General features: G+C 57.0%; 13 protein-coding genes and 1 pseudogene. 11 read left to right on the top strand and 3 right to left on the bottom strand.

What is annotated here, in order from left to right; all coding sequences use genetic code 11:
* Window positions 1–28: 28 nt before the first annotated feature.
* The 4 genes from QM579_RS03390 (at window position 29) to QM579_RS03375 (ending at window position 7,731) form a co-directional block, all read left to right on the top strand.
* Complete coding sequence (locus QM579_RS03390; protein WP_414997809.1) at window positions 29–1,240, top strand: acetate kinase; 1,212 nt, start codon at window positions 29–31, stop codon at window positions 1,238–1,240.
* 398 nt (window positions 1,241–1,638) lie between these two features.
* The gene (locus tag QM579_RS03385; RefSeq protein WP_414997808.1) at window positions 1,639–2,799 is read left to right on the top strand and encodes a benzoate/H(+) symporter BenE family transporter; all 1,161 of its coding nucleotides are present in this window, start codon (window positions 1,639–1,641) and stop codon (window positions 2,797–2,799) included.
* Window positions 2,800–3,213: 414 nt separating this feature from the next.
* A complete protein-coding gene (locus QM579_RS03380) occupies window positions 3,214–4,683 on the top strand; it encodes a response regulator transcription factor (protein ID WP_414997807.1) in 1,470 nt (489 codons plus the stop codon).
* Window positions 4,684–4,815: 132 nt separating this feature from the next.
* Window positions 4,816–7,731: a beta strand repeat-containing protein gene (locus tag QM579_RS03375; RefSeq protein WP_414997806.1), complete on the top strand. Its 2,916-nt coding sequence runs from the start codon at window positions 4,816–4,818 to the stop codon at window positions 7,729–7,731.
* Window positions 7,732–7,977: 246 nt separating this feature from the next.
* Here the strand turns inward: QM579_RS03375 and QM579_RS03370 are convergent, their stop codons facing one another.
* From QM579_RS03370 to QM579_RS03360, 3 genes are all read right to left on the bottom strand, one after another.
* A complete protein-coding gene (locus QM579_RS03370) occupies window positions 7,978–9,726 on the bottom strand; it encodes an NFACT RNA binding domain-containing protein (RefSeq protein ID WP_414997805.1) in 1,749 nt (582 codons plus the stop codon).
* A 414-nt stretch (window positions 9,727–10,140) separates the two neighbouring features.
* Window positions 10,141–10,503 (bottom strand): RNA polymerase-binding protein DksA, encoded by a 363-nt coding sequence (gene dksA / locus QM579_RS03365; RefSeq protein WP_179980589.1) that lies wholly within the window; start codon window positions 10,501–10,503, stop codon window positions 10,141–10,143.
* A 133-nt stretch (window positions 10,504–10,636) separates the two neighbouring features.
* The gene (locus tag QM579_RS03360; protein ID WP_414997804.1) at window positions 10,637–11,755 is read right to left on the bottom strand and encodes a tRNA(5-methylaminomethyl-2-thiouridylate) methyltransferase; all 1,119 of its coding nucleotides are present in this window, start codon (window positions 11,753–11,755) and stop codon (window positions 10,637–10,639) included.
* Window positions 11,756–12,223: 468 nt separating this feature from the next.
* Between QM579_RS03360 and recA the strand changes: the two genes are divergently transcribed.
* From recA to QM579_RS03325, 7 genes and pseudogenes are all read left to right on the top strand, one after another.
* A complete protein-coding gene (gene recA / locus QM579_RS03355; protein WP_414997803.1) occupies window positions 12,224–13,306 on the top strand; it encodes a recombinase RecA in 1,083 nt (360 codons plus the stop codon).
* 133 nt (window positions 13,307–13,439) lie between these two features.
* Window positions 13,440–16,118 carry an alanine--tRNA ligase gene (gene alaS / locus QM579_RS03350; protein ID WP_414997802.1) on the top strand — a complete coding sequence of 893 codons (2,679 nt, stop codon included), beginning with the start codon at window positions 13,440–13,442 and terminating at the stop codon, window positions 16,116–16,118.
* Window positions 16,119–16,128: 10 nt separating this feature from the next.
* Window positions 16,129–17,313: a 12,18-didecarboxysiroheme deacetylase gene (ahbC, locus tag QM579_RS03345; protein ID WP_183721193.1), complete on the top strand. Its 1,185-nt coding sequence runs from the start codon at window positions 16,129–16,131 to the stop codon at window positions 17,311–17,313.
* 326 nt (window positions 17,314–17,639) lie between these two features.
* Window positions 17,640–18,626, top strand: coding sequence for a porphobilinogen synthase (hemB, locus tag QM579_RS03340; protein WP_414997801.1), 987 nt, complete (start codon window positions 17,640–17,642; stop codon window positions 18,624–18,626).
* Window positions 18,627–18,637: 11 nt separating this feature from the next.
* Window positions 18,638–19,882 (top strand): heme b synthase, encoded by a 1,245-nt coding sequence (gene ahbD / locus QM579_RS03335; RefSeq protein ID WP_414997800.1) that lies wholly within the window; start codon window positions 18,638–18,640, stop codon window positions 19,880–19,882.
* Between the two features lie 295 nt (window positions 19,883–20,177).
* Window positions 20,178–20,690, top strand: coding sequence for an AsnC family transcriptional regulator (locus tag QM579_RS03330; RefSeq protein ID WP_414997799.1), 513 nt, complete (start codon window positions 20,178–20,180; stop codon window positions 20,688–20,690).
* Between the two features lie 653 nt (window positions 20,691–21,343).
* Window positions 21,344–22,789: pseudogene (locus QM579_RS03325) on the top strand (hypothetical protein); the annotation flags it as partial.

The raw sequence follows: 22,789 nt of genomic DNA, 5'->3' as shown, positions 1-22,789 counted from the left end.
ACCTCTGCCAACACGAAAAGGAAGACACATGAAAATCCTGGTCATCAACGCGGGCTCATCGTCCTGCAAGTACCAACTGCTGGAAATGGATACCCACGCCGTCCTGTGCTCCGGCCTTGCCGAACGCATCGGACAGGACGAAGGCCGCCTGACCCACAAAATCGCCCCTGATACGGACAAAGAAGAAAAGGTCATCCGCACTGCACACTTCCCCACCCATGTGCAGGCTATGGAACTGGTCATCTCTCTTCTGACTGACGCCGAAAAGGGTGTTATCAAGGACAAGAGCGAAATCGCCGGCATCGGCCACCGTGTGCTGCACGGCGGCGAAGCTGTCAGTGACCCCGTGCTGGTGGACGAACGCGTGAAGGAAATCGTGCGCGAATGCTCCGTGCTGGGCCCCCTGCACAACCCTGCCAACCTTATGGGCATTGAAGTTGCTGAAAAGCTCTTCCCCGGCGTGCCCAACGTGGGCGTGTTCGATACGGAATTCGGCATGGGTATGCCCAAAGAAGCCTTCATGTACGCTCTGCCCTACGAGTTGTATGAAGACCTGCGCATCCGCCGCTACGGCTTCCACGGCACTTCCCACAAGTATATCGCTGGCGCCACGGCCAAATATCTGGGCAAGCCCCTCAACGAGCTGCGCTCCATCACCATGCACCTTGGTAACGGTTCGTCCATGAGCTGCGTGAAAAACGGCAAGTGCTTCGACACCAGCATGGGCCTCACGCCTCTGGAAGGCCTCATCATGGGCACCCGCTGCGGCAGCATTGACCCTGCCATTGTGCCCTTTGTGATGGACAAAAAGGGTCTCACCCCCGAGCAGGTGGACACCCTTATGAACAAAAAGTCCGGTCTGCTGGGCCTGTGCGGCTACACCGACATGCGCGACGTGCATGCCGAAGTGGAAAAGGGCAACGACCGCGCAGCCCTGGCTCTCAAAATGCTGACCCGCAGCATCAAGAAGACCCTCGGCTCTTACTACTTCCTGCTTGACGGCAATGTGGACGCTCTGGTCTTCACCGCCGGTATTGGCGAAAATGACGACATCGTGCGTGCCGAAGTGTGCGCTGGTCTCGAGCATATGGGCATCAAGATCGACGCCAAGGAAAACAGCACCCGCAAGCCCGGTGCGCGCACCATTTCCACGCCGGACAGCACCGTGCCCGTGCTCATCATTCCCACCAACGAAGAACTGCAAATCGCTATGGCTACCGTGGAAGTGCTGGGCAAATAAACCCACGCATTTTCGGCAGTCATGCCGGGCTGAAGCAGACCAGCGCTGAAAAGCTGCTGCAATACCCTGGCTGAAATATGCTGAAGGCCGCCTCCGAAAGGGGCGGCCTTTTTATATGCAAACTCCACCGGTGTAACGCAGTAACCGCGCCCTTCTCCTGATAAATCTCAAGCAGCCCCGTATGCCAAACCGTGCGCCAATTCTCCCAAAGAATAAAACTCTCCTTGCCTTTCGCTGAAGTCCCTTACCTGTAAACAGCGTGCAATGAACAATATCCGCCGCCTGAAGAACATTTGCAGCATATTACCGTGCCGCCAGCTCGTTTACATACCAGTTTTTACCCACTATAAAAACGCGCTGGCAGCGCTGGCGTGACCCGCCGCGCACAGGAGAAACAGGTGAAGCAGTTACAAAAGGATTTTTCCGTCACAGCGGCGGTGGCAGGCATGCTGGCGGTCATTGTATCGTATGCGGGCTCTGCTGTGCTCATTTTTCAGGCTGCCCGCCTGGCGGGACTTTCAGATGAGCTCACTACGTCATGGATATGGGCCGTATCTATAGGCAGCGGCCTTTCTGGCATATTTCTGAGCTGGAGGATGCGCGTACCCATCATCACCGCGTGGTCAACGCCAGGCGCGGCCTTGCTGATAGCCATGCTGCCGGGTGTTCCCTTTGCGCAGGCGGTGGGGGCCTACCTTGCCAGCGCGGTCATCATCACCGTCATAGGCCTCACGGGCTCGCTGGATGTCATCATGCGGCGCATACCTGTTGCTGTAAATTCCGGGATGTTCGCGGGCATCCTGTTCAGCTTCGGGGCCAAGATCTTCACATCCGTTCAGATGTCACCGCTGCTTGGCCTGACCATGCTGCTCTGCTTCATACTGTTTCGCAGGCTGTGCCCCCGGTATGCCATAGCCGCGGTTCTGGTCTGCGGTACGGGCATCGCCGCCCTGACCGGGATGATGCACTTTGATGCCGTGCACTTTGCTCTGGCAAAGCCCGTATTTACCGCGCCGGAGTGGTCAGCCGCCACCATTGTCAGCATCGGCCTGCCCCTGGCCCTCGTAACGCTGACAGGCCAGTACATTTCTGGCATGGCAGTTCTTCATGCATCGGGGTATCCGGTAGTTTCCAACGGCATCATGGCTGTAACGGGCATCACGTCACTGCTGTTCGCCCCGTTCGGCTCCCACGCCATCAACCTGTCGTCTCTCACCGCTGCCATCTGCACAGGAAAAGAATCGCACGAAGATCCTTCGCGCCGCTATATTGCAGGGCTGGCCTGCGGAGGGCTGTACATACTCGTCGGGCTGTCCGGCACCACGCTGACTTCGCTTTTTGCGGCGCTGCCCGCTGTATTCATTGCTGTTCTGGCGGGCCTTGCCCTCATGAGCGCCTTTACGGCAGGTCTTTACGGCGTTTTCAAGGACAGCGACAATATGGAGGCCGGAGTCATTGCCTTTCTGGCAACAGCTTCGGGCATGGAGCTTCTCGGCCTGGGCGCGCCTTTCTGGGGACTGGCATTTGGAAGTCTGGCCTATTTTATTCTGAAAAAATAAAAACCGTGGGATTACGGCGCTCAATAGTTTCACAATGAAACGGCTTTGGCTGCCACGCAAAGCAGCTTTGCTCCCGCCCCCCAACTCCATAGTTTTATGAAGCTTTGGCCTCGTATCCTGAGCCCGTGTCTTCGGCCAAAAATGAAAAATCGTGCCATAATCTGCGCATGAAGGACACGCGATTCTGGAAAAAATCGTCTACGTTCCAAAAGGTGAGAACAAAAAGCAGCATAGCCCCAAAAAATAGCTTTATACCGCCTGGCTTTTCATGGAAAATACTTTTTACTCACTTGAAACGATGCAAGAAATTGCACCTGCGGGCTAAGCTTTGCTCCATTTCTGGAGGCACGCCTCTATGGGTGGTTGTGCTGCCAACCATATTGTGGCGATATTTTTACAGTCAAAAGTTATGTCATGCACCAAAAGAGTAATAAGACGATATCGCTTAATAAAAATCAGCTCCTTGGGCTGCTTGCTCTGGTGCTGTTTTTTGCCACGCACAACATTTCTTCTGTTTTCTATCAGGTACGCGGTGTAGTGCCTGAGCAGTTCGGCCTGACGGTCATCGGCTATTATCTGGGGCTACTCTGCTCCGCTCTGACGCTGGACGCGCTGGAACGGCGCATGGCGCACAGCACCGCGGCCTGTAGTTTTTTACGCATCGGCGTGCCCGCCATACTGGTGTTTGCTTCACTTTTCTGCCTTGTTTCGCCTGCGCTGACAGAAGGCTCTTTTCACGGCAACAGGGCTCTCAACACCTTTCAGCCTTTTCTTTGGGCCTTATTTTTGCCCGTGGCTTTTCGCCTTTTTTTCCAACATGTTCCGGCCCGTTCACAAGGGCTTTTTTTCGGTTTGGCCATAGGGGTGGGACACTTGTGCTGGGCCTTGCTCACTCCTCTGGTACACAGCCCGGAAGCCGTCACCGTCACAGCCTCAGGTGTGGCGGTAAACAGCTATCTGCCCTTCATGAACAGCGCACGCAGCGTATTTGGCATCGGCTTTGCCATTGTTGCAGGATTGCTTCTCTCACAGGCGGGCTCCAACTCTTTCGCCTACGGCCCACAACCTGTGGCTGAGCGTATACCGCCAGTTTCCTTTGCGCCACGCTTCTGGAATTTACTGCCGCCTCTGGCGATGTGCTTCTTTCTTAACGGGCTTTTGGGCTATCTGTTCTTTGCCCGGCTGCGGGCGCACGGCATGTTTCCGGAGTACATGCACCTTGGCCTGATGCTGTTTTTCCCGCTCATGGGGCTGTTATGCGGCCGCAAGGGTGACCGGGTGCTCTTTTACCTGCTGGCCGCCGCGGTCTTCGCATTCACCACCAGCCCCATGCTGACGGTGTTTCCGTCTGAATCTTCGGGGTATCAAACCATTTTCCTTGCCTGCAACATTGGACACCAGATACTGGCATTCGCCGGCACCCTTGTGTGCGGACGTTTCGCTGCGGCGGGCAAACATCCGGCTCTGACCGCTTCTTCTGTCTGGATATGTTCTGGCATTGCCATACCTGCCACACTGCTTGCCAAGGCGGGACTTCCCGACCTTACTGTCTCCCCCTTTGTCTATACAGGCTTGCTGCTCATATTGTTTGCAGTGGGCATGCGGCGTTTACACCGTGTTTTTCCTCTGCCGATGCCGGACTATTTTGAGGATGAGCATCTCACCCTGTCGAAGCAGCATCGGCCCCCTGTTGAGTTGCCACTATCAACACGGGAAATGGATATGCTGGCGCTGGCTGCGCAGGGCAAAAGCAACGCGGCCATCGCCGAAGAGATGGGACTGGCCCTGTCCACTGTGGGCAATACCCTCAGCAGGGCCTACGCCAAGCTTGAAGTGAAGAACCGGGCGCAGGCCATACAGAAGTGGAATGAAATGCAACCATAATTTCTGACAATTTTTTAAACAATAAAATCAGATAGTAAATGGCAACAGGTAATTTCTTACCTATTGCCATTTTTTATTTTTTATGGGCAACAATAGAAAATTTATCAATTTGTTGCCCGGAGGTTCACGCCCATGCCCCGCTCTCTTGTATTTTTTCTAATCTGTTGCTTCGGTATTCCTTTGTCATCGTTTAACGTGTCCAACGCAGAGACAGTCACCTACGACGGCACGGACCCGGCCTTGCAGGTAAGCCCTATTGGCGGGGCAACGAGTCCAAGCCTCATTCCGGGAGCCGCTTCTGGAAACGATGTCACAGTTGACTACAACGCCGGTACTGCCCCACACCGGGTGTTCGGTGGACTCAGTGATACGGAGAAGGTTACGAGGAACACCGTAAATTTTTTTAATGGCACCGTAAACAATAACCTCTATGGCGGTTATGACGCGGCTGTGACGAGCGGATTTGGAGCCCATAATAACGCTGTAAATATATCCGGAGGCGTAGTTGCTGGCCATGCCGTTGCCGGACAGAGCCTGCAGGGCGATGTCACCAATAATGCTGCTACTCTGTCTGGTGGTTCCGTAACCAAGAATCTTTATGGCGGTTCTTCCAATGGAGCGGGCATTGCTAGCGGCAACACGGTTACCATATCCAGAGGTACGGTCGGCGATGGACTTGGTTCGGACACTAATGGCTGGATTATAGGAGGAAGGAGCACAAACGGTCAAAGCTTTGGCAACGCCATTTTATTCTCCGGTGGTACGGCTAATTATGCCACAGCTGGAGAAAGTAACTCCAACGCAGCCTTCGACAACCGGCTGTCTATGACCGGAGGTCTTGTTGTCGGCTCCGCTAAAGGTGGTTGGAGCAATACTGGTGACGTTTCATATAACCATGTCAGCATATCCGGCGGCAGGGTCGGCGATGGGCTTGGCACGATCACTAATGGTTGGGTGATCGGAGGAGCAACCACCGATGGCAGTGCGGCAAATAATACTGTCACCATCAGTGGCTCAGCCGTGGTTAACTGTATCGACGTAGCAGAAAGCACCAGCGGATCGGTATACGGTAATAAGCTTATTATTACAGGAGGTGATATCAAGGGCGCGGTTGCCAGAGCAGGCTGGAGCGACACGGGCCTGGTTTTCGGAAACGAAGTATACATGTCCGGCGGAGTCATTCATGACAATACCACAAATTCCAGCCTTGGATACCTTTCCGGTGGGCTCAGCCGTTTCGGCAATGCGGAGAGAAACACCGTCACCATAATAGGGGGCAGCGTTAACAGCGTTACTGGCGGAGACGCACCGGGCGGTAATGTCACGGGCAACAGCGTTACTGTTTCAGGCGATACGCAGATAAAATATGTCCGCGGAGGATTCGCAGGTGGCAGTGCCACAAACAACCGCGATTTGCTTTCAGGCGATTCGCAGATTGAGTTGTTGATTACGGGAGGCCAGGCGGGCAACGGGGACGCCCGGGACAACGTGGTCATTATCAACGGCGGTATAACAGGTGCAACAGGCAGCATCTTTGGCGGCACAAGCGTCAACGGCGCGGCAACTGGTAACAGTGTGATTATCAGCAGCGGCATGGTGAACACATACAGCATTTTTGGTGGCCACAGCGACACCGGCGCGGCCACAAACAACAGTATTACCATCAACAGCGGAGCCACCTTCGGGCCAGCGACCACGTTATACGGCGGCCAATCCGGCAGTGGAGGTCAAATAAGCGGCAATACTCTGAACATTAACGCCTTCCGAGGATCGTTCGCAGGCGTCCACAATTTCGAAAACTACAATTTTATATTGCCAGCCTCCGTTGGCAACGGCGGCACTGTGCTGACGGTCAGTGGCTTGATGCCCACGGATCTGGCCGGAACCAAAGTGGCGATTACCGAACTAGAACAAGGCTCGGTGCTTGCCCCAGGCAGCACAATCTCACTTATCAGTTCTACCCAGAATACACCGAAAAACGTTTCAGCGACAAACGTACGGCAAGGCATTTCTTTTTATTACGATTTCAGCATTGATGCTACCAGTGGACAATTGATTGCCAAAGTGAATTCCGTGAGCGTCAACCAGCAGTTGAAGGCCCTGTCTGAAGGTTTTGTTTCCGGCCTTGGACTGGTCACGCAGGGCGCGGACGTGGCAGCCGGGCAAGGTATGGCTTCCGCAGTGTCAGCGGCAAAGAGCGGCGCTGCCGGGGGAGGCATGCCCATTGCCGGGTTCGGCGCGCTTTCCGGCGGTTCTGTCCGGTACAATTCCGGCTCGCATGTGGACATGCACAGTCTTTCACTGCTGGCTGGTCTGGCCCTGGGAACGGACATCACCCCCGGAAGGCTGACTTTCGGCGCGTTTTTCGAGTACGGCAACGGCTCGTACAATACCTACAATTCCTTTTCCAATGCCGCCTCTGTGGATGGCAACGGCAACACGCACTACCTCGGCGGCGGCATCCTTGGCCGTATGAACTTCATCAATACCGGCCCCGGCCACTTTTACACCGAGGCCTCCGGCCGCGCGGGCAATGTGTACAATAATTACGAAAGTTCCGACCTGCGCGATGCCAACGGGCGTGAAGCTTCCTACGATTCCACCTCGGCCTATTACGGCCTGCATCTGGGAACGGGCTACATCTGGAATATCACGGATGAAGCCTCTCTCGACCTGTACGGCAAATACTTCTGGACGAGGCAGACGGGCGATTCCATTACGCTGTCCACTGGCGACCCCATTGATTTTGATGACGTGTATTCCAGCCGCCTGCGCTTCGGATCGCGCTTTGCCTATGCGGTGAACGAGTACGTCAGCCCCTACGTGGGCGCAGCCTGGGAACACGAGTTCGACGGCAAGGCCCGCGCCTCCACCAACGGCTATGACATGAAAGCCCCGTCCCTGCGTGGCGATACCGGCATAGGCGAACTGGGACTGACCTTCACGCCCTCGCAAACGCTGCCGCTGTCTTTCGACCTTGGCGTGCAGGGCTATGCGGGCAAGAGAGAAGGCGTGACTGGCAGCTTGCAGGCGAAATATGAATTTTAAGGCATCCTGACCTTAAGATCGCACTTACACAGCGGCGGACAAATCGAATTATCCGCAACAACGCAACGGGCATTCTGCCGGAAACGCACTTCCGGCAGAATGCCCGCTTTAGAATGTAAATAATACAGAACTTATCTGCATAGATATACCGTTGCACAGGGGTAGTCCTGCTTCAAAGCGGTGCCGTCCGAATTATCAAAAATCTGCAACCCGGAAAAAAGCTACCACATAAATGCAACCACGCATCTACTCCGGCAGCAGCTTGTCCTCCAGCGTGGCGTCCACAGGCACTTCGCGCGAGGCCAGCACCTTGTCTATGCGCACAGTGCCCGCCGGGGCATTGCGCATGGGTTTGACGTGGCGCACCTCAGCATACTGGATGCGGGCACGGGCTGCGTCCTTTTGCCAGCTTTTGCTGGCCGCCAGCGACCCGGCCTCATCCAGCGTACTGGCAGGCACTTCCTGCCCGCCGTGGGCGCGGCGTATGATGACGTGTGAACCCGGCCCGTTTTCCGCATGCAGCCAAATGTCATGAGGAGCCGCCAGCTTACGGGCCGCAAGATTGCCCTTGGCGTCACGCCCGCGCAGCAGGGCAAAGCCGTCTGAACTGACAAAAAGCTGTACATTCTTAGGCAGAGCCGTGGGCATGCCCGCGCCGCCACCCGCAAGCGAACCCCGCTTGCCAGCCTGACTGCCGCCTGCCTGTGCCTGACCGACAGCAAGCAGGCTGTCGCGCCGGGCAAGCGCTATGGACGCCAGCTCTTCCTCAAGGGTCTTGCGGCGCTGTACCAGATGTTCCAACCCACGCCAGCCTCGACGGGCCGTATGAAAAAGCCGCGCCATTTCCTCGCGCACATTACGTCGCGGGTCCAGGCGGATTTCGCGGGCCGGGCCGTGCGCGCCTGCATCCACCGCAACGCTGACTGCCCTGTATTCCGCAGGCCATTGCCACAGGTTTTCCTGCAAGGCCAGCGCATCGGCCTGGGTCTCGGTCATGGCCCTGAGGCGGTTTTCCTCTTCACGCAGTTTGTCCAGCAGCTTTGTCAGTTTGCGCCCACGTCTGTCCAGTGGCAGAGCAGCCTCTTTGGCCTGTTCGCCCGCAAGGCGGCCCAGCACCATATCCTGTCCGGCTTTTTCAGTCAGACCCAGCACGTCAGGGCTGCACGCCTCGCACAGGAGCAGGCCGGATGCCGACTCGTCCGCTGTCAGCAGAGCCGCTTGCTGTTCCGGCAACAAAGGCCATGCGCTGATGGCCCGTATGGAGCGAATGGAACCGCCAGTGCCGCTGTTGCTGCATGAAAAAGAAGAGGTTTCCTCACACCGGTCAGCGGCGGCATCAGACAAAACGTCCGGTGCTTCACAAGTTGCCAGGCCGTAGCAAAACACGTCGCCGCCTCCGGCACGCAAATCTTCCACCAAGGCCCATTGCTCCGGCTCTTCCAGACAGGCCAGGGTGCGGCGCAGGGCCGGAGTGAGCACTGGCCATTCGCGCCAGTTCTGGCGCGCTTGCGCCAACTGGGCAGGTTCAGGCCATTGGGGGCGCTCTTCTTCCGGCGCTTCAGCCTCGGTCAAAAAATGCAGGGACGGCCCCTCCCGCAGGTCCAGCAAAAGCCAGGTGAGGCGAAACGCGCCTGGATCAGAATCAGCACCGCCGTGTTCCGCGCCCGAAAGCATACTGTCTCCCCCGGCCAGCAAGAGCCAGAGCTGCCTGTCGCAGAATTTTACCACGCAGGAAACAATGCGGCGGCCAGACGCATATTTGCGCAGACGCATTATCTGGGCCGAAGGAGCCTTGCCCGCGCTGATACGGCTGCCGCTCAAAAAGCAGAAAGGCTCCTTGCGGGCATACCGCAGGCACAACTGACGTTTGCGCCCGCCGCCGTACCAGGTGAGCACAAGAAAGCCGGGTGCGGGCTCCTGCAATTTTTCAACCCGTGCCCCGGCTAACTGGGGCGTCAGGTCTTCACAAAAACGGCGAAAAAGATGTGCGTCCATAAATATGCAAAAACCCGCCAATGGGCGGGAACGTTTATGCCTTCAATGCATGAAGACGAATCTGTGCAGCAGCGGCACTGTATCTGTAATAAAAAGCGACGCCATATATAAGCCCGGGCCGCGCCATTGCGTCAGACGCGGCCCGATGGGCGAAAAGGCGGCATGGCTGAAGCAAAGAGCAGTTGCAAAGGCTGCTCCTGTTTTTCTGGCCGTGCAAGCAAACCTTGCCGTGTGTCAACCCCGCGCCGTCGCACAAGGATTTCTCAAAAACCCTTGCAGTCGTCCCATAAGCCCTTTGGGAGCCTGTAGAGCCTTTGGCCCTCAGGCAGCGAATCAGTGCGGGTGTAGCACGCAGCAAAAAAACAAATGATTATCTGACACCGTCAGAGAGCAAAAGCCGCTTGCGGCAGTACGCTAGTCTCCTCTCAGGTGTTCGTCCTCTTCCTGCTTGGCTTTGCAGTTGATGCACAGCCGAGTGACGGGCCGGGCCTTGAGACGCGGGATGCTGATGTCATCGCCGCAATCCTCGCAAATGCCGTACGTTCCGTCATCGATACGCGTCAACGCGGCCTGGATCTTGCGAATGAGGCGGCGTTCCCGGTCACGAATGCGCAGGGTAAAGGCGCGATCGGATTCTGCTGTGGCCCTGTCGGCAGGGTCAGCAAACACTTCATTGCTATCGGTCAATTCTTCAATGGTGCTGTCGCCCTTTTGCTGGGCTTCTTCAAGCATCTCTGACAGAAGTTTGCGAAAATACTCCAAGTCCTTGTGATCCATGTAATCCTCCGGCGGACGCCGCTGGGGGCGCAAACACAAACTATTAACGCAATGGATGCATATATCTTCAAGCGCTATCTTTGTAAAGCAGACCACAAACCTTTATTGGCATCTTTTGCAGTATGGCCGATGCTTATTCCCCGTCTGCTTGGGTTGGCTTTTGTTTACTTTGCAGTGCTGCCTCAAACCTTTCTCTTGCTTCGGCCTTGATGACAACCTTGATGTCGTCCCAGGGAGTTTCACCCCAAAATTGCTCCAGCCTTTCCGGCTTCACTTCAAGATCAAGAAGCGATTCGCCCTCGGCCTGTCCCTGACGCACACGAACAGCCACAGGGCCGCCTGAAGCCACGGCCTTGGGCGCATACGAGGCCGCCTGGGCCGCTGCGCTCTCCAGCACATGACGCGGCCAGCTTGCACCGTGGCGGGCCAAAGCCATAGGTCCGGCCAGATCACGCAGGCGCAGCAGCATGTCATCGGGCTGCACGGCAGCAGCCAGCTTGTCGTTATCAGCCCCGTTGCGGCCAATGCACAACCAGTAGTGCGCGCCATCTTCATGATGCCAGAACTGGCGGCCAAGATTTGCCAGAGTAAAATCTTCATTGCTGGCACAAGGCAGCAGGGTCAGCACTGTCCAGTAGCGGCGGGCGTTTTCTTTTTCCGTCAGGCGGCAACCACCGCCGGGCGTGGGAATTTCCGTTATGCCCAGCTCTGCCGCCAGATCAAGCTGATCGCGGCGTCCCCGGCCAGAAAAACTTAACAGCTTTGTGCGGTCCACAAGGCCGCTTTCTTCCATCTGCGTAAGCGGCAAATGCGTAGCGCAGAGCGGGCGCAGCAATGTACCGCTTACCCCGGCGTCACGCATGATAAGGTGCAGGGTGTCGCGCCGTTGCGACATGGGCCGCTGCCCCAGCACTTCACCAGTGGCAAGCCCCTTTGCCCCCACAGATTCCATATAGATGCGCGCCTTGCGCAGCAGCAGTATTTTGCAGTCCACGCAGGGATTCATGACCTTGCCGAAGCCGTGTTCCGGACGCTGGCGCAGCATATTTGCAAAATCTTCACCCACGTCCTGGCTTACGATGTCCAGATTATAGACGTTGCGCCAGTACGGCACAGCTTTTGCCGAACCGAAAAAAGGCGTGATGAAGTGCAGGCAACGGACCTTAAGTCCCTGCCGTTCCAGAACCTTGGCAGCGAGAATGCTGTCCAGTCCGCCAGAAAAAAGTACGATGATGTCAGGCTGATTGCTCATGCCGCGCTTGTATGCCAGACACGCCGCACTAGGCAAGAGGCAGGCGAGGGAAATTTCTTGCCAGATCCATTATCGATAATTACCATCAATAGAGTGCGCCAAACTTGCTGGCCCTGAAACAGTAAAAAAAGAGCGGTATGAAGCCCCCGCTGCACCATAAAACCAGCACTGCACCAGTGAGTCAGCCATATTGCCGCAAAGGCTGACGCCATCTGCCAGCCCAATGCCGGACTGCAAGGCTGAATACGAAACCGAACACGGTTGTACGCCATATAACGCTGCAATCTACTTCAGACACAGCGGCGGTTTGTTGCCAGAAGTATGAATTTTTCTGACAAAACCTGTAAACACGCCCAACTGGCCCAGCGGCACGGCAAACCGGGCCACTGACGCGGAGCATTTGCCTTGCGCCCGGCCCTTTGCTATAATGATGAGCTTGAAGATATCTTTACCCGGAGCAAAAAAGCTATGGCCAAAAAACCGGCCCTGAGCCCTGAAAACGCGCGCGCAGAAGCCCTGGGCACTGCCCTTGCCACCATTGAACGTAAATACGGCAAGGGCGCTGTCATGAAGCTTTCTGACGACGCTCATGTGAATATACCCGTCATTCCCACAGGTTCCATTGGCCTTGACCTGGCCTTGGGAGTGGGCGGCATTCCGCGTGGGCGCATATCGGAAATTTTCGGGCCCGAATCTTCGGGCAAAACCACCCTTACCCTGCACATCATCGCCGAATGCCAGCGCATGGGCGGAACCTGCGCCTTTGTTGACGCGGAACACGCGCTTGACGTGACCTACGCCAAGCGCCTGGGCGTCAATACGGACGAATTGCTCATCTCGCAGCCCGACTACGGTGAACAGGCTCTGGATATTGCCGACATGCTCGTGCGTTCCGGCGCGGTTGACCTTGTGGTTGTCGACTCCGTAGCGGCCCTGATTCCTCAGGCCGAACTTGAAGGCGACATGGGCGAAACCCAGGTGGGCGGCCATGCCCGCCTTATGTCGCACGCCATGCGCCGCCTTACGGGCACGATCCACAAATCGCGCACTTCGGTCATCTTCATCAACCAGATCCGCATGAAGATTGGCGTCACGGGCTACGGCAGCCCTGAAACCACCACAGGCGGCAACGCACTGAAGTTCTATTCGTCAGTGCGCCTCGACATCCGCCGCATCCAGACCCTCAAGGACAAGGAAGAATCCTTTGGTTCCCGCACCAGGGTCAAGGTGGTCAAAAACAAGGTTGCGCCGCCCTTCCGCAGCGCCATTTTCGACATTCTTTACGGCCAGGGCATTTCGCGTTCGGGCGAGTTGCTCGACCTCGGCATCGAGGCCAAGATCGTCGACCAGAGCGGTTCGTGGTTCGCCTTTGGCTCTGAAAAACTGGGCCAGGGACGCGAAAAAGTACGCGCCCTGCTGGACGAAAATATCGACCTGCGCAATCAGATTGAAGCCAAGGTTGTGGAATTTCTGGGCCTGCACCCCAAGGAATTCGTTCCCACAGCCGAAGATCAGGACGAAGGGCAAGACCCCGTCTCCTCTGACGATTAGCACTGTCCGGCAGAGCAGCCCGCACAATTGCGGGCTGCCTGCCCGCGACCGTGACCACTTACGGCAATGACCAGTTCGGCCCCCGCCTTGTAAGGGCGGGGGTCACACCGAGCAGCCTTCATCAGGAGCCCCTATGCTCACCGCTAAAGAAATCCGCCGCCGCTATCTTGAGTTTTTTCACAGCCACCAGCACGAAATCGTCTCTTCCGGGCCCATTATTCCGCCCAACGATCCCACGTTGCTTTTTGCCAACTCCGGCATGGTGCAATTCAAAAAACTCTTTCTTGGCGAAGAAAAGCGCTCCTACTCCCGCGCCACAACCTGCCAGAAATGCCTGCGCGTTTCGGGCAAGCACAATGACCTGGAAAACGTGGGGCGCACCGCGCGCCACCACACGTTTTTTGAAATGCTCGGCAACTTTGCCTTTGGCGATTATTTCAAGCGCGAAGCCATCACCTGGGCCTGGGATTTCGTAACCAAGGAACTGGAACTTTCCAAGGACAAGCTGTGGGTTACTGTTTTTCGTGAAGACGACGAAGCCGCAGAACTGTGGGCCGAAATAGCCCAGCTGCCCGCCGACCGCATCGTTCGCATGGGCGAGAAGGACAACTTCTGGACTATGGGCGATACAGGCCCCTGCGGCCCTTGCTCCGAAATTTATGTGGACCAGGGCGAAGACATGTCCTGTGGGCCCGACTGCGGCATCGGCGTGTGCGACTGCGACCGTTTTCTTGAAATCTGGAACCTGGTGTTCACCCAGTTCGACCAGAGCGCCGACGGCACCCGCACCCCCCTGGCCAAGCCAAACATCGATACGGGCATGGGCCTTGAACGCATGGCTGCCGTGGCCCAGGGCAAGCGTTCCAACTTTGACTGCGATCTTTTTCAGGACATTATCCAGTTCGCGGCGGGTCTTGCGGGCGTGAAGTACAGCTTCAGCGCCCCTGACACCAATGATGTGGACACGGCCCTGCGCGTCATTGCTGACCACAGCCGCGCCGCCGCCTTCCTCATTGCGGGCGGCGTGCTGCCCTCCAACGAAAACCGGGGCTACGTGCTGCGCCGCCTTATCCGCCGCGCCCTGCGCTTCGCCACCCTTATGGGCGTGAACGAACCCTTCATGCACAAGGTGGCCCGCAAGGTCACCGAAGTTATGGGCGACGCCTATCCCGAACTTGTGGAAAGTGCCGACTTTATCGACCGCGCCGTGTTCGAGGAAGAACAGCGCTTCTCCCTGACGCTCAAAAAAGGGCTGGACCTGCTTGACGAAGAGCTGGCCTCCCTCAAGGCGCAGGGCAAGACCCTCATTCCCGGTGATTTCTGCTTCAAACTGTACGACACGTACGGCTTCCCGCTGGACATCGTGACCGACGTGGCCGAAAAACGCGGCTTCAGCGCCGATGCTCCAGGCTTTGAAAAATACATGCAGGAACAGCGTCAGCGCGCTCGCGAGCACCAGAAAAAGGGTGGCCTGCTTGGCCAGGCCGAAAATGGATCCAATCCCTTCAAATCCCTTGCGGATGGCGGCGCGCAGAGCCGTTTTGTGGGCTATGACGGCCTGACGGCCCAAAGCCCTGTAACCGTGCTGCTTGACGCGGCTGGCCAGCCCGTGGACGTGCTCGGTGAAGGCGAAAGCGGCTATGCCGTCACTGAAGCCACGCCCTTCTACGGCGAAGGCGGCGGGCAGGCGGGTGACACCGGGCTTATGAGCGCCACTTCAGGCGAAGCCAGGGTCATTACCACGCACAAACCTGCCCCGCAGCTGCTGGTGCACGAAATCGAAGTCACCAGAGGCGAAATCCTTCAGGGCAAGGAAGTGCGCCTGGCCGTCGACCCCGATGAACGCAAGGCCACGGCCCGCAACCATACCTGCACGCATTTGCTGCACGCGGCCCTGCGCCGGGTGCTGGGCACTCATGTGAAGCAGGCTGGCTCACTGGTAGACGGCAGCCGCCTGCGCTTCGACTTTTCGCATATTGCAGCGCTGACGCCCGAAGAACTGGCCGCCGTCGAGCGCCAGGTCAACGCCGCCATAATGGCCGATCTTGAGGTTTCCGCCAAGGAAATGGCGATGGCTGATGCCGTGGCCTCCGGGGCTATGGCCCTCTTTAATGAAAAATATGGTGACACTGTGCGCGTGCTCACAGTTTCCGGCGGCGAAACGTGCGATCCTGAATCCGTTGAACTGTGCGGGGGAACACATTTGTCCCGTACGGGCGAAGCCGGAGCCTTTCTTGTTGTGAGCGAAAGCGGCGTTGCCGCAGGCACCCGCCGCATTGAGGCCGTCACGGGCTGGAACGCATACGGGCATGCCGTGGAGCAACGCTCTGAACTGGACGGTCTTTCCGCCCTGCTCAAGGCCCGGCCCGGTCAGCTTGCCGAACGCGTACAGGCCCTGCATGCCGAAGTGAAGAAGCTGCGCAAGGCCTCTGAAAAAGCTTCGGCGGCTCCGGCCTCCGGCGCTGAGCTTGCCGCCCGTGCTGAAGAAGTCAACGGCGTGCGCCTCCTGGCCGCCCGGCTGGACAACGTGCCCGTCAAGGCCCTGCGTGAAGTTATGGACGATGTACGCTCGCGCCTTTCTGAAAATACGGTGGCATGCCTTGCCACTGTGGAAGAGGGCAAGGTGGGCATGCTTATTTATGTCTCCAAGGATCTGCACGGCAGATTTACAGCGCCCGCTCTTATCAAGCCCGTGGCTGCGCCCTGCGGCGGCGCTGGCGGCGGCAGACCCGATCTGGCCCAGGCGGGCGGCACACAGCCCGAAGGCCTGGATGAGGCCTTTGCCGTACTGAAAAAATGCATCGAACAATAAGGATTGTGTAATGATTGGCATTTCCAAGTTGTACTGCGGTCAGGTTGAGCCTTCGGACGCGCTGCGTTATGGCCGCGAATCCGGCAAACTGCCTTCGCATCTGCTGCAGTTTTCCAAGGATAAAAAGCCTGTAGTGGTCTGGAACATGACCCAGCGTTGCAACCTCAAGTGCGTGCATTGCTATGCCCACGCCGTTGAAGTTGACGGTTCAGACGACATCAGCACCGTTCAGGCCAAGGCCATGATTGATGATCTGGCGGCCTACGGCGCGCCGGTCATGCTTTTCTCCGGCGGCGAACCGCTGGTACGCAAAGATCTGGTGGAACTTGCCAGTCACGCCACCTCCAGGGGCATGCGCGCGGTCATTTCCACCAACGGCACCCTTATCACCAAGGAAAAGGCACGCGAACTCAAGGCCGTGGGTCTTTCGTACGTGGGCATTTCCCTTGACGGTATGGAAGAGATACACGACAAATTCCGCGCTGTGCCCGGAGCTTTCCGCAAGGCTCTGGAAGGCATTGCCAACTGCCAGGCCGAAGGCCTCAAGGTGGGCCTGCGCCTTACCATCAACAAGCGCAATGCCGGTGAAATTCCCGGAATTTTCCGTCTGCTCAAGGATATGGAAATTCCCCGCGCCTGTTTTTACCACCTCGTTTACTCTGGCCGCGGTTCCGAGCTTATCAAGGAAGATCTGGACCACGCGGAAACCCGTCAGGTTCTGGACCTCATCATGGATGAAACCCGCGCCCTGTTCGACGCTGGCAAGGGTAAGGAAATCCTTACGGTTGATAACCACGCCGACGGCCCCTACGTGTGGATGCGCCTCAAGCGCGAAGATCCCAAGCGTGCGGAAGAAGTTTTTGAGCTGCTTCAATACAATGAAGGCAACAGTTCCGGCCGGGGCATAGGCTGTATTTCCTGGGACGGAAAGGTTCACGCAGACCAGTTCTGGCGTAACCACGTGCTCGGCAATGTGCTTGAGCGTCCGTTCTCGCAGATATGGGACGACCCTTCCATCGAACTGCTGCACAAGCTCAAGGACAAAAAAGCCCACGTCACGGGCCGTTGTGCCAAGTGCCAGTTCCTGAACATCTGTGGCGGCAACTTCCGCGCCCGCGCCGAAGCCTATTACGACGACATCTGGGCCCCGGACCCGGCATGTTACCTGACTGACGAAGAAATCGGCATCAAGTAGCATAACGCGGCTTTATTCCGCTGACCGTATGGAACTTCGCGGCGCGCCCCGGTTACGTAGACGCCTACGCTCCGTTCAGGCGCGCCGCTAGTTTATCTGCCAGCAAAAATTCAGCCCGCATAAAGACTGAAGCATGCTGTGCAGGCGCAGCGGCAACGGCAGAACAGCCCGCACAAGGGCCTTCACTTTTATATAGTGAGCGGCCTGCCCGCCAGCGTAAACCACGCATGCCTTTTACTGAAAAACACGACGCGCCCCGTCAAAGCCGCGCCGCAGCATATCCCTACAGGCTGGCACAGCAAAGGCCAGCACAAAGGACAACAGCCATGACATCATTCCATCGCGGCCGCCGTTTACGTACCACTGCAGAACTCCGCACCATTGTGCGCGAAACCGCGCCCTTGCTTGTGGAAGATCTTATCCAGCCCTACTTCGTGGTTGAAACCGAAGACCAGAATTTTCGCAAAGAAATCGGCGCAATGCCCGGCCAGTTCCAGTTGAGCCTCGGCCAACTGGAAAAGCAGGTGGAGCAGGCTGTGGACATGGGCCTGCATTCCGTCATTCTTTTCGGCATTCCTGCCGCCAAAGATAATAAAGCCTGTGGCGCATACGCCGACAACGGCATCGTGCAGGAAGCCGTGCGGGTGCTTAAAAAACGCTGGCCCAAGCTGTTTGTCATGACCGACGTATGCCTGTGCGAATACATGAGCCACGGGCATTGCGGCATACTCTCACCCGAAGGCGTGGTGTGCAACGACGCCACCCTGCCCTTGCTGGCGCAAACGGCTGTAAGTCATGTGCGGGCCGGAGCCGACATGGTCGCCCCCTCGGACATGATGGACGGCCGCGTGGCTGCCATCCGCCAGGGTTTGGACGACGCGGGCTTCACCTACACGCCCCTGATGTCCTACGCAGTCAAATACGCGTCAGCCTATTACGGGCCTTTTCGCGAAGCTGCCGAAAGCGCGCCGTCCAGCGGCGACCGCAAGTCGTACCAGATGGACCCTGGCAATGCCCGCGAGGCCCTGCGCGAAGCGTATGCAGACCTTGAAGAGGGCGCGGACGCCCTTATCGTCAAGCCCGCCGGGCCCTACGCAGATATCATCCGCCTTGTGCGCGACAATGTGGACGTGCCCCTGTGCGCCTATCAGGTCAGCGGCGAATATTCGATGATACGTGCCGCAGGTCTCAACGGCTGGGTGGACGAGCAGGCCGTCATGCTTGAATCCCTCATGGGGCTCAAGCGCGCTGGCGCTGACACCATCATCACCTACTTTACCGAAACCCTGCTGGCGCAAAAGCTGGCAAGGTAAGGCTGAAAATAATGAGCAACCATTCGCACCACGGCGGGGGCCACCCCGGCGGCATGCCCGGCAGCGCGGGCAATCCCATAAGCGGTCACCCCGGCCAGGCCTCAGAGCACCCCGCAGGGCATCCGGACGGCCACCCCGGTGGGCAGGCAGGCATAAACGCCCCTATGCGCACGCTTGAAGACGGCAGCCCGGCCTGCCGCCTTATCGCCTGGGAAGTCACGCGCTCCTGCAACCTCGCCTGTAAGCACTGCCGTGCCGAAGCACATCCGGAACCCTACCCCGGCGAGCTTTCCACGGCAGAAGCCAAAGCCCTTATCGACACCTTCCCGCAGGTGGGCAATCCCATCATCATCTTTACGGGCGGCGACCCAATGATGCGGTCCGACGTATACGAGCTGGTGGCCTATGCCCACAGCAAGGGGCTGCCCTGCGCCTTTTCGCCCAACGGAACCCTCATCACCCCTGAAACCGCTCAGAAAATCAAGGACGCTGGCGTCAATCGCTGCTCAATCTCCATCGACGGTGCGGATGCGGCCAGCCACGACAGCTTTCGCGGTGTGCCCGGCGCTTTTGAAGCCTCCATGCGCGGTATTGAGTACCTCAAGGCCGCAGGTGTGCCCTTTCAGATCAACACCACGGTCACACGCAACAATCTGACAAGTTTCAAAAAAATATTCGAGCTGTGCGAGCGCATCGGCGCGGCAGCCTGGCACATCTTTCTGCTGGTGCCTATGGGCCGCGCCGCAGGCCTTGCCGATCAGGTCATCACAGCTGAAGAATACGAAGAAGTGCTGCACTGGTTGTACGACTTTCGCAAAACCACCCAGATGCACCTCAAGGCTACCTGCGCGCCGCACTATTACCGCATCATGCGCCAGCGGGCCAAGGAAGAAGGCATCAGCGTCACGCCCGACAATTTCGGCATGGACGCTGTCACGCGGGGCTGTCTGGGCGGCATCGGCTTCTGCTTTATCAGTCACGTTGGGCAGGTGCAGCCCTGTGGCTACCTTGAACTGAACTGCGGCAACGTGCGCGAAACGCCCTTTCCCCAGATTTGGCGTGAGAGCAAGTACTTTTTGCAGTTTCGCGACCAGTCCTGCTATACTGGCAAGTGCGGCGAATGCGAGTACCACAAGGTCTGTGGCGGCTGCCGCGCCCGCGCCGACAGTATGGACGGCGACCATATGGGCGAAGAGCCTTTGTGTACCTATATCCCTGCCAAGACCCGTAAAAGAAATGCAGAGGGCAAGGGTTAGGGGATCGGTATCATACCCGCCCCACGGCCTGCCTGCGGCAAAGCCACAAGGCGGATTGGGCGCAGAGCCCTTGCACGTGGCCGGGTTTTGAGCGCCATAGCAGATCAGCCATAGCAGCAGCGGCATGCCGCTGTTTTTGAACCGGCTTGCAGGGGCACCCCGCATACATGCCAAACCGGAACAAACGGCCTCCGGGGCATTTTAACCTTCAAAAGTTGAATGCCCTGACGCGGCAGCAACGGCGCTGCGCCGCCAATTCATTTCAAAGCGTAACTGCTCCAGATAAGGAAAAGTCATGACCACGCAAGCCCACACCGCGACGCCAGCGGATACCCAGCAGGATTCGGCCCCGATGGACAGCCTGGACAGACAATTGCTTGATATCATCCAGACGGGATTTCCTCTGTGCCCCCGGCCCTATGCCGAACTTGGGCAACGCCTGGGCATTGAAGAACAGGAAGCGCTGGACAGAGTACGCAGCCTCAAGGCCCGCAAGATTATCCGGCGGCTTGGCGCCAATTTTCAGTCGGCCAAGCTCGGTTTTGTGTCCACGCTGTGCGCCGCCAAGGTGCCGCAAGAAAAAATGGAAAACTTTGTGGCCGAAGTAAACGCCAAACCCGGCGTGACCCACAACTACCTGCGTGAGCACGACTACAACATCTGGTTTACCCTTATCAGCCCGTCGGCTGAAGAAACGCAGGCGACTCTGGACGGCATAAGCGCGCAGTCAGGCATACCCATTCTCAACCTGCCCGCCACCAAACTTTTCAAAATCCGTGTGGACTTTCGCATGGACAGCGGCGACTAGAGCGCTTTTCATTTGAACGATTTTGTGGGGAGGCCTTTTGCCAAAAGGCCTCCCCACATCTTTTGCCCCTATCGCCAAAAACTTCCGTTCTTCTTTCACTGCGTCACAAAGATTTCCCGGACCTGAAACAGAAGGCCCAAGCTTGCTTCTGCAATGCCTAAGGCTGCTTCGCCGTTGATCTGCCTGCCAGTCCCATCGCAGAACCCTTTCCCTTTTCGAATATAAAAAATCGGTCTTTTGGAATTTTTTTCCAGAAGACCGATTTTTTATTTCTTCTCCAATGACATTTTTGTCACGCATTTTCGCTTTCAGCGTCAGCATAACGCCCCCCCAAGCATGCGTTTTACGGGCTTTGAGTCAAACCGCAAGGCGTTTTTAGACACAAAAAGCAAAACATGGCCAGAATCATGTGTCCTAAACTATATCAGTTAATAAACATCCTTGCCTATATAATACCAGCATGTATTAGCAAATACTGAAATAAACATGACAGCCATGTCGCAGCCTGTACAACATTGTCGTGACAGCTTTGTCACTTCTCAATGTGGTATATTTCTGTTTTATCTATTTACACTAGTCACAGGATAACATTCGTAAAATAGCTCGCACCGTATGCCATTATAGATTTGATATTTAAGGAGAGCACCACGGCCATGAATATTTCAGTCCGCTACAAAACGCTTCTGCTTATTGGAACAACGATAATTGTTGCTTTTAGCGGCTTTGCCCTGCTGCTGCGCAATATGAATGTTATGGAAAACAGCTACATTGCCCAGACCAAATCCACGGTGGAGCAACGCATCAGCGCTGAAACGCAAAAAATCAACACCTATATGACCGTCACTCAGGATGCGGTAGCCAGCATCGCCTCCGCTGGTGAAAACCTGCTGCTGGTGCGCCAGAATACGGGCATGAACATTGATGAGGAAGCCAAGGCCTATCTTTTGAGTACCCTTGCACGCTACCCCAAGGCTGTGGGCTGTGGACTGTGGTACGAGCCGGATGTTTTTTCCGACAGTATCAGATTTTTCGGTCCGTACGCCCGTTGGGACAAGGGCAAGCTTGTGATGAGTATGGAGTACGCCACGCCAGAGTATAACTATGTGAGCAAGCCGTGGTATACGCAGGCCCTGCCCCAGCATTGGGACAGGAAACAGCGGCTTCCGCAAACGGTTTACTGGTCTGCGCCATATCTGGACGATTCCATCGACACGCTCCTTATTACAGTCAGCGGCATCATGTATGGAAAAGACGGGCGCATCATCGGCATATCGTCTCTTGGCGTAAGTATGGAATACCTGCGCGAAGTTGTGGGCGGTATTCGCATCACGCCTTCATCATCCGCTTTTGCTATTGATACGCGCAGCAAGCTCATTACGGCTTTTCCCGCAGACAAGGCCCTGCTGTTGCAGCCCGTGGACAAACTGCCCTTCAAGGACGCCGCCGCCATACTGAACACGGTCAAACCTGAAGGACAGACGCAGTTTTCCACAACAGTCGACGGCAAACCAACCACCATTTTCTATAGCGTTTCGCCCACAGGCATGGGCCTTGGCATTGCCGTGCCCGATGCGGAGCTTTACGCTGAAGCCCGAAGTCTGGCCCAGTCCAACCAGAACACAACCCTGATGGCCGCAGGAACCCTTCTGGCCCTTTTCTGCATCATTTTTCTTATGCTGAACAAGATCATCATCAAGCCCATTTTGTCCTTGTCGGCCTTTTCACGCTCTGTGGCCGACGGCAAGCTCGATACACCCGTGTCCAGCAGCTACAAAAGCGAATTTGCCGTGCTTCGTAATGCAATGGCCGCCATGCTGGACAGCATGAAGGAAAAAATGCGCGAGGCCGACCATAGAACGGAGGAGGCAAGCATCAGCGCCCGCAATGCAGAATCTGCGCAGCAGGCGGCGGAAGAAGCCACGGTACAGGCGCAAAAGGCCCGCAGCGAAGGCATGCGCCAGGCCGCAGGCAGCCTGCGTTCTGTGGTGGCGGTAACTGATGCGGCTTCGGATGAGCTTGCACACAAGGTACGCGCGTCCAGACAGGGGGCAGAAGCCCAGTCTCAGTTCGTCTACCCCGAGACCATCAGCTACCGCGAC

This window comes from Desulfovibrio sp., assembly GCF_047607245.1.
GTDB lineage: Bacteria > Desulfobacterota > Desulfovibrionia > Desulfovibrionales > Desulfovibrionaceae > Desulfovibrio.
The sequence above is the reverse complement of the archived record's forward strand: the minus strand, read 5'-3'. Positions and strand labels throughout refer to the sequence as shown.